7 protein-coding genes and 1 tRNA gene are annotated in these 7,314 nt (G+C 32.6%); 1 reads left to right on the forward strand and 7 read right to left on the reverse strand.

Annotated features, from left to right (window positions below; all coding sequences use genetic code 11):
* Positions 1–5: 5 nt before the first annotated feature.
* The 7 genes from ABD935_RS11145 to ABD935_RS11175 all read right to left on the reverse strand — a co-directional run bounded on the left by ABD935_RS11145 (position 6) and on the right by ABD935_RS11175 (position 6,949).
* Positions 6–686, reverse strand: a complete 681-nt coding sequence (locus ABD935_RS11145) for a hypothetical protein (protein WP_345192118.1) — start codon at positions 684–686, stop codon at positions 6–8.
* A gap of 19 nt (positions 687–705) precedes the next feature.
* Positions 706–2,088 (reverse strand): methylmalonyl-CoA mutase subunit beta, encoded by a 1,383-nt coding sequence (locus tag ABD935_RS11150; RefSeq protein WP_345192119.1) that lies wholly within the window; start codon positions 2,086–2,088, stop codon positions 706–708.
* A complete protein-coding gene (locus ABD935_RS11155; RefSeq protein ID WP_345192120.1) occupies positions 2,081–2,404 on the reverse strand; it encodes an FtsB family cell division protein in 324 nt (107 codons plus the stop codon). The genes ABD935_RS11150 and ABD935_RS11155 overlap by 8 nt, the downstream gene beginning before the upstream one ends.
* A gap of 1 nt (position 2,405) precedes the next feature.
* A complete protein-coding gene (udk, locus tag ABD935_RS11160) occupies positions 2,406–3,011 on the reverse strand; it encodes a uridine kinase (protein WP_345192121.1) in 606 nt (201 codons plus the stop codon).
* 67 nt (positions 3,012–3,078) lie between these two features.
* Entirely contained in the window at positions 3,079–3,495 is a 417-nt protein-coding gene (locus ABD935_RS11165; protein WP_345192122.1) for a c-type cytochrome, read from the reverse strand.
* Positions 3,496–3,505: 10 nt separating this feature from the next.
* Positions 3,506–4,630, reverse strand: a complete 1,125-nt coding sequence (locus ABD935_RS11170) for a PQQ-dependent sugar dehydrogenase (RefSeq protein WP_345192123.1) — start codon at positions 4,628–4,630, stop codon at positions 3,506–3,508.
* Positions 4,631–4,651: 21 nt separating this feature from the next.
* Complete coding sequence (locus ABD935_RS11175; protein ID WP_345192124.1) at positions 4,652–6,949, reverse strand: TonB-dependent receptor family protein; 2,298 nt, start codon at positions 6,947–6,949, stop codon at positions 4,652–4,654.
* Positions 6,950–7,075: 126 nt separating this feature from the next.
* Between ABD935_RS11175 and ABD935_RS11180 the strand changes: the two genes are divergently transcribed.
* A tRNA-Pro gene (locus ABD935_RS11180) sits at positions 7,076–7,150 on the forward strand.
* Positions 7,151–7,314: the final 164 nt, after the last annotated feature.

The following is a 7,314-nucleotide window of genomic DNA, read 5'->3' on the forward strand; positions in this document are numbered from 1 at the left end:
ATCAATTAATGGTTATGGCCTGCGTGCGGGTCTGTTTTTGCTTCTGCTTCAGGTAGCGTTACATCAAAATCAGCAAGTGGTTCTTTTTTGTCGAAATTAATTTTAGATAAATCCACATCAAAAAGTTTCGCATAATATAAATCTAAAGCAATATAAGTAGCTAGGTATTTGTCATTTGATGTTCTCGTGAATTTTGACATTAATGGTGCTCCGAATAGTTTTGGGCTCATGCTGTTAGTTGAGACAAGTGCATTAAAAGTGGTGTTTAAGGACTTGTCTTGAATGTTTTTCGAGATACAATCTATAACAATGCTGTTGTAATTTAAATGACTTGTTGAGCTATTTGCATCCCATAAACGGTCTTCTTTTTTTAAAGCTTCAAAAACGGCTACCGTATGGGCGGAAATGATTTCTTCAAGTTTTATTCTTCCGTAAACAGCATTTCTAATTAATTGGGAATAGGATTGAACCAATGATGTGTTTGGTTTGGCTTTTTTATAATAATTCAAAATATCATCTTCAAAAGTATAAAGTGCTTCTTTGTATAGTTTTGAGTTTACGCCTTCGCAATTTATCGTAGCGGGTTTATCAGCATATTTGTAATCTGTAAATGTGTTTTCTTTTTTACAGCTCAATAAAGCGATGGTTAATGTGATTACTAAAAGTTTAAAAAATGGTGTTTTCATTGGTGTTAAAGTTTAAATATTACTCTATTTTTAATCGTTTTTGTTCTAATTGTTCTGCTAATCGTTTTTCTATTATGGGTTCAATCAGTGTCTTTCTTTGGTTTGTTTTTACAAAAGGGTAAAGTTCTAACTCGTTTTTCATTTTGTCATTTACATTTGGGTGTTTGTTTGTTCCCAATAAAATATCTTCTCCAGAATCAAATTGTTGCTGCTCTTTGGTAGCGCTTTCTTTAATTTTACGTTGAATAGTGCCTTCCTTTAATTGTTTTAAAAAACCACCGTTGGCTTCTATATTCTTGAATAAATCTAATGCTTTTTCAGCTAGTTGATTGGTTAAGCTTTCTATGTAATATGAACCATCTGATGGGTTGTTAACCTTATCAAAATAGCTTTCCTGTTTTAAAACTAATAACTGGTTTCTTGCAATACGTTCGCCGAATTCATTGTTTTTATGGTAAATAGCGTCAAAAGGTAAATTACATATCGTATTTGCGCCACCAAGTATTGCGCTCATGCATTCTGTGGTTGTACGTAACATATTGGTGTTATAGTCGTAAAGTGTTTTGTTGCGTTTTGTTGGTGTTGCTAAGATATAGCAATTTGTATTGGTCTTATATTCTAGAGCTAGTGTATGCCATAGTTCACGTAAGGCTCTAAGTTTTGCTATTTCGAAAAAATAGTTGGTGCCAACGGAAATTTTAAAATTAATATTGAAAGATTGCTTCTCCTGATAACTATCCGAATTGGTATAATTTAAATATTCATTTGCATGCGCCAAAGCATAAGCAAGTTGTTGCACCATTGTTGCTCCTGCGTTTTGGTATAAAGAAACATCAACGCTTAATTGAGATGTACGTTTTATAATAGCTTCGAATTTTTTAAAGTCATCATTTAGATTATTGAGCCAATTTCCAGTTTTAGCTAGATTTCCTATAATGTCCGTTTGAATATGAATTCCTTCTCCATAGTTAGCGGGATTCTTAGGAATGGCTGATAGTTTTTTAACAAATGCTTCTGAAAGAAACTGCAATTCGAAATATAAAGCAGTTGAATCTAAATCTATGTTTTTTAATAAATTTTCAATTGAAATATCTTCAGAAGGTAAAATAAATTGAATACTTTCTGCGCCACGTTGAATAACATCAAGCGCTTTTAGGTTTGATTTTTCAACATCAGCAACAAAAATAGATTGACAAATTTTCCATTGGGTTGCTTTTGTGTTTGAAACGTTTTGCAAATCTTTAAAATCGTCGGCATGATAAAATGGTTTAACGGGAATACCTTCGTTGGTTTGCCATATAAGTGTGTCGTTGTAATCAGCTCCTTTTAAATCGAACTGTATTTTTTGCTTCCATTGTTTGGAAGACACAGCATCAAATTCACTGAACAACGCTTTATTCATCTTGCTTTGTTTTTAAACTGTCTTCATATTCAATAATGTAAATTTCTTCATTATCGCGTTTCATATAATATGCTTCTCTGGCAAATTTCTCTAAGCCTTCTTCTGTACTTAATTCTTTTAGAGCTTTGTTGTCTTTTTCTATTTCTTTCTTGTAATATTCCTTTTCGTTTTCTAAATCTTCAATATCGGTGTTTAATTCATGATGAATAAGCCAAGAATTGGCATCGAAAAATAACATCCAAACAGCAAAAACCACTAAAATAAGTATGAATATATTTTTGAAGGGTTTTAAGTATTTGCTTTTAGGAATAGCCATATTAAAGTTTTTCTGTTATTATGGTTCTAACAATATCAATAGCCACTGTATTGTATTTATTGGTTGGGATAATAATATCTGCATACTCCTTTGTGGGTTCAATGAATTGATTATGCATGGGTTTTAGCGTATTTTGGTAACGTGTTAAAACTTCATCTAAATCTCTCCCTCTCTCAGATGTGTCTCGTTTTAGGCGTCTTATTAGGCGTTCGTCACTATCGGCATGAACAAATATTTTAATATCAAACATATCTCTTAACTCAGGATTTGTAAGGATTAAAATACCTTCAACAATTATAACCTTTCTAGGGTTTGTTATAATAGTGTCGCCAGTTCTATTGTGTTTAGCAAACGAATATACGGGTTGGTGTATAGGTTTGCTGTTTTTTAAATCTTTTAAGTGGGTGCTTAATAAATCGAAATCAATGGATCTGGGGTGGTCAAAATTTATTTTTACACGCTCTTCATAACTTAAATGCGACGTGTCTTTGTAGTAAGAATCTTGAGACAGAACACCCACTTCGCCTTCAGGGAGTTCATTAAGTATCTGATTGACAACCGTAGTTTTGCCACATCCTGTACCCCCTGCGATTCCTATTATGAGCATGATTTATTGTTTTAAGAAGCTTTTTACAAAGTTAGTTAAATGTAAAATCATTTGTAGAGCATTTCGCTTATTTTTTAACCTTTGATACTTCTTCTATGGTAACTATTTTGTCGTTTTTATTGCCCCAACTGTTTGTGATGTAATTCATAACATCGGCCACTTCATCATCACTTAGTCCTAAAGCAGCCATATTACTATTGTAGGTTTTTCCGTTTACAACAATTTCACCTTGTTGCCCATATTTAATACCTCTAATGCTTGCTTCGTGGTTTTTTATAAGGTAGTCTGATTTTGCTAAAGGCGGATAAACATTTTCAACACCTTCGCCATTTGGTAAATGACAAGACATGCAAAAATCTGTATAAATTTCGCGCCCTCTTTCTATACTTTCTTTTAAAGGGTCTTGAGACGTGTATGAATTTGTTTTTGAATGAAATATAAATAATGTTGCTAGTGCCAAAAAGCAGTTTGTAATTAATTTCATGTGTTTGTTTTTATTCTTGGTGAACAATTTTATAAATACCTTTTCCCTCAACAGCAATGTAAATAAAACCATCTGGAGCCTGAACTACATTTCTAACACGACCAATATCTTCAAATAATTTTTCACGTTTTACGACTTCATTATTTTCTAAAATTAAGCGTTCAAGGTATTTGAATTTTAACGAACCAACAAGCACGTTAGTTTCCCAGTCTGGATATTTTTTTGAAGATACAATAGCCATTCCACTTGGAGCAATAGACGGTACCCAATAAAAAAGAGGTTGCTCCATGCCTTCCTTTTCAGTAATATCTGTAAATGAAGTGCCACTATAATTGATGCCATATGAAATGACAGGCCAGCCAAAGTTTTTGCCTTTTTCTATAATATTTATCTCATCGCCTCCTTTTGGACCATGTTCGTTTACCCAAATGGCTCCTGTGAAAGGATTTTTCGCCATACCCTGCGGGTTGCGGTGGCCGTAGCTAAATATGGCTGTCTTGGCATTTTCTGTATCAATAAATGGGTTGTCATTTGGAATACTGCCATCGTCATTTAGTCTGTAAATTTTACCACAATCTCTAGTAATATCTTGAGGATTTACATCGCGATTGCCTCTGTCTCCAATTGAAAAATATAAATAACCGTCATTGTCAAATTCTATACGCGAACCCCAATGCTGTCCTTTTTTTGTGTTCGGGCCAGCCTTATAGAGTTGTTGTAACTCTACTAGGGTATTATCAATCAATTTAGCTCTGATTAAGGCTGTGTTTCCACCATCGCCCTCTCCTTCAGATGAGGCATAAGTGATATAAATCCATCCGTTATTTTTATAATCTGGATGAATTTCGATATCCAATAAGCCACCTTGACCGCGAACATAAACTTCAGGAACACCTTCAATTGTTGTTTTTACGCCATTTTTAAAATGAATGAGTTCTCCTGATTTTTCTGTAATAAGCATGCTGCCATCAGGTAAAAATGCCATACCCCACGGGATACTTAATTCTGGAACAACTAACTCTGTAGTATAACTTAAGTTATTGGGTTCTTTAGCTTTTATTTCAGAATCTGTTTGTTGCGCACAAGCATTAATAGCAATAAAAACTATTATAAGTAATGAATGAATCTTTTTCATTTTTTTTTATTTAAATATACATTAAAAAACATAATTTATATATACTCCCGTATAATAATTTATTGGGTTTCCAGGATAATAATACCGTGGAGCACTTCCATTAAAACTTGAAGCATTTATCAAAATTTGTGAAGCATATTGTTCATCAAAGATATTATTTAGTCCAAAGAAAACCTTCAGTTTTAGCGTTTTATTTAGATTTGATTGATACCCTATTTTAAGGTTAGTTAAGTTATAGCTGTCAGAATATAAGCTGTTACTATCAGTAATTGGCATACTGCCAACATATTGAAAGTTAATGTTTCCGTAAAACCCAAAAACTGAATCAAAATCAATTCCAGCATTGAATATATCTGAGGGTACTCCTGTTAAATCGTTTTCAGAAAAGTCATCGGTATTATCAATAAAATCCTTGAACTTAAAATCATTAAGTGTATAGTTTATTAAAGAACTTATCGATAAAGCATCGTTTTCGAGCCATTTGTAGCGTACCTCAAATTCTAAACCATTATGTTGCGTTCTGCCAGCATTAATGCCAATAAATTCATCTTCGGCAGTTCTTCTAGAAACCAATAGGTTTTTTATATCCATTCGATAAATAGATATATTAAATTGTAATTTATTTTCTAAAAGTGAACCTCGCATACCTATTTCAAAATTCCATCCCGTTTCTGGTTTCAAATTAGTGTTTAGTTGACCGTTTGGTAATAAGGTTTCATTAAGAGAAATAGGAGAGAAGCCATGACTTATATTTGAGAAAACGCCCATGTTGTCGGAAATTAAATGAGAAACCCCAATTTTTGGTGATACAATACTTTTAAATTTAAAGTTGCCAGATTGATTTGGATTTGATTCTGAAACCATGAATCTATCATCTAAATGATAAGCTGTTTCGTTTAAATTAAAACCTATTGAAACCGTTGTTTTCTCTGAAAGTTCATAATTGGTTTCGGTAAAAACATTATAATAGTTTCGCTTTTCTTTAAAATCTGATAATTTGTTTCCTTCTACGCTTCCTGTCCCAGAGGGGAAATCTTTATATAAATTCTCGAAAGTTCCATAGGTATATGTGTCTTTAAAAAGTTCGCCTCCAATGGTCCAATTAAGATTTTTGTTGAATAGTTTTGAGTTGCCCAATACCCGAGTTCTGATGCCAATAGCAAAAGTTTTTTCTTTTAAAATATTAAAAGGCCTCGGTTCGTATGCATCTCTAAAAGATGTAAAAATACTAGTAGATTGTTTTAGTTTGGTATTGTAATCATGCTCCCAACTTAAGCCAAAAATACCGCGTTTGGCATCTTCAAAACCTTTAGCTTGTTTCCAAGTAAAAGCTGCTTTTTTCGGATTATTTAAATAATCGGTTTTATTAATAGAACTTGGGATAAACGCTTTTAAATCAACATAGCTTGCTAGAAATGTTAATTCATCTTTTTTACTTAAAAAATGATTTGATGTTATTGTAAATGTTTGTCTATCATACGCGTTGTTTTCACGATATCCTTCACTATGCGTATTGCTGTATATGGCTCTAAAACTATTTTTTGAGGTGCCATAGTTAATATTTGTAGTGCTTTTTAGTAACCCAAAGGAACCTATAGATAATCCAGTATCTAAATTAGATTGATTTAAAAAAGCATTTTGGGGTATGATATGAATTGTACCGCCTAGGCCAGCGCCGTAAGTACTTGATGCTCCTTTAATAATCTCGAAACGTGATATTGAAGCTAACTCAAAATCTTCAATTGTGGTTTCTCCGCTGCCATTCGTTAAAGGAATATCTTTAAAATAAGCTCTAATTTTAGAAGTTCCAAAAAGATTTCTAGAACCAATACCTCTAATTGTAATGCGGTTGGTGTTAAGTGCGCCACGCTGCATAAACACTCCGGGTGTTTTATTTAAAATGGGAGCAAAATCTGTGTTGTTTGATAATTGAATATCCTCAGAAGATATAATATGAATTGACGTGGATGCCTTTTTTAATTTTTTAGGTATCTGATTGGCATTAATGATGACTTCGTCTAATTCGGAAGGGTTTATATGTAGTTGAATGATATAATATTGACTTTCGTTGAGTTCAATTATCTTTTCAAAATAACCTTCTTTTTTAAATAAATAAGTCCCAGAATCGTTTATTTCAAAAGTACCGTCTAAATTAGAATTAATAGTTATATTACTGGTAATATTTCTTATTTGAGTTTTGGCTAAAGAAACATTATTGTTGCTATCAACTATTTTACCTAGAATGTTTGATTGGCCAAAACTTATTAAAGTGATATTAAAAATTATGTAGGCTAAAATATATTTTGAAGTTGAATTCACAATACTATTTGAAAAGGTTCAGGATGTAAAAGTATCAATTTTAAACAAAAAATATTTTTCTGGAAATGTAATTGCAAAATGAATAAAAAAAGTATATTTGCATCCCGTTACAAGATAACCATAATTCGGGGTGTAGCGTAGCCCGGTTATCGCGCCGCGTTTGGGACGCGGAGGTCGCAGGTTCGAATCCTGCCACCCCGACTAACCTAGAAATAGGAAATATCAAAACACTGTTAATCGTATGATTTTCAGTGTTTTTTGTTTTTATGCATTTTATTTATATCAAATAAAAGCGGGTCAAGTCAAAAAGTTGTGGGATTTTAGGGTTATGCAAAAATAGTAGTAAGCCTAAACAGGAAGAAATC

Origin of the sequence: Algibacter agarivorans (genome assembly GCF_039543245.1) — a bacterium.
Classification (GTDB): Bacteria; Bacteroidota; Bacteroidia; order Flavobacteriales; family Flavobacteriaceae; genus Algibacter_G; species Algibacter_G agarivorans.

Excerpts from the sequence above, each read along its gene's own strand:
- udk (WP_345192121.1), bottom strand. The coding sequence starts at position 3,011 with ATGCTCATAATAGGAATCGCAGGGGGTACAGGATGTGGCAAAACTACG.
- ABD935_RS11145 (WP_345192118.1), bottom strand. The coding sequence starts at position 686 with ATGAAAACACCATTTTTTAAACTTTTAGTAATCACATTAACCATCGCT.
- ABD935_RS11165 (WP_345192122.1), bottom strand. The coding sequence starts at position 3,495 with ATGAAATTAATTACAAACTGCTTTTTGGCACTAGCAACATTATTTATA.
- ABD935_RS11155 (WP_345192120.1), bottom strand. The coding sequence starts at position 2,404 with ATGGCTATTCCTAAAAGCAAATACTTAAAACCCTTCAAAAATATATTC.
- ABD935_RS11150 (WP_345192119.1), bottom strand. The coding sequence starts at position 2,088 with ATGAATAAAGCGTTGTTCAGTGAATTTGATGCTGTGTCTTCCAAACAA.
- ABD935_RS11170 (WP_345192123.1), bottom strand. The coding sequence starts at position 4,630 with ATGAAAAAGATTCATTCATTACTTATAATAGTTTTTATTGCTATTAAT.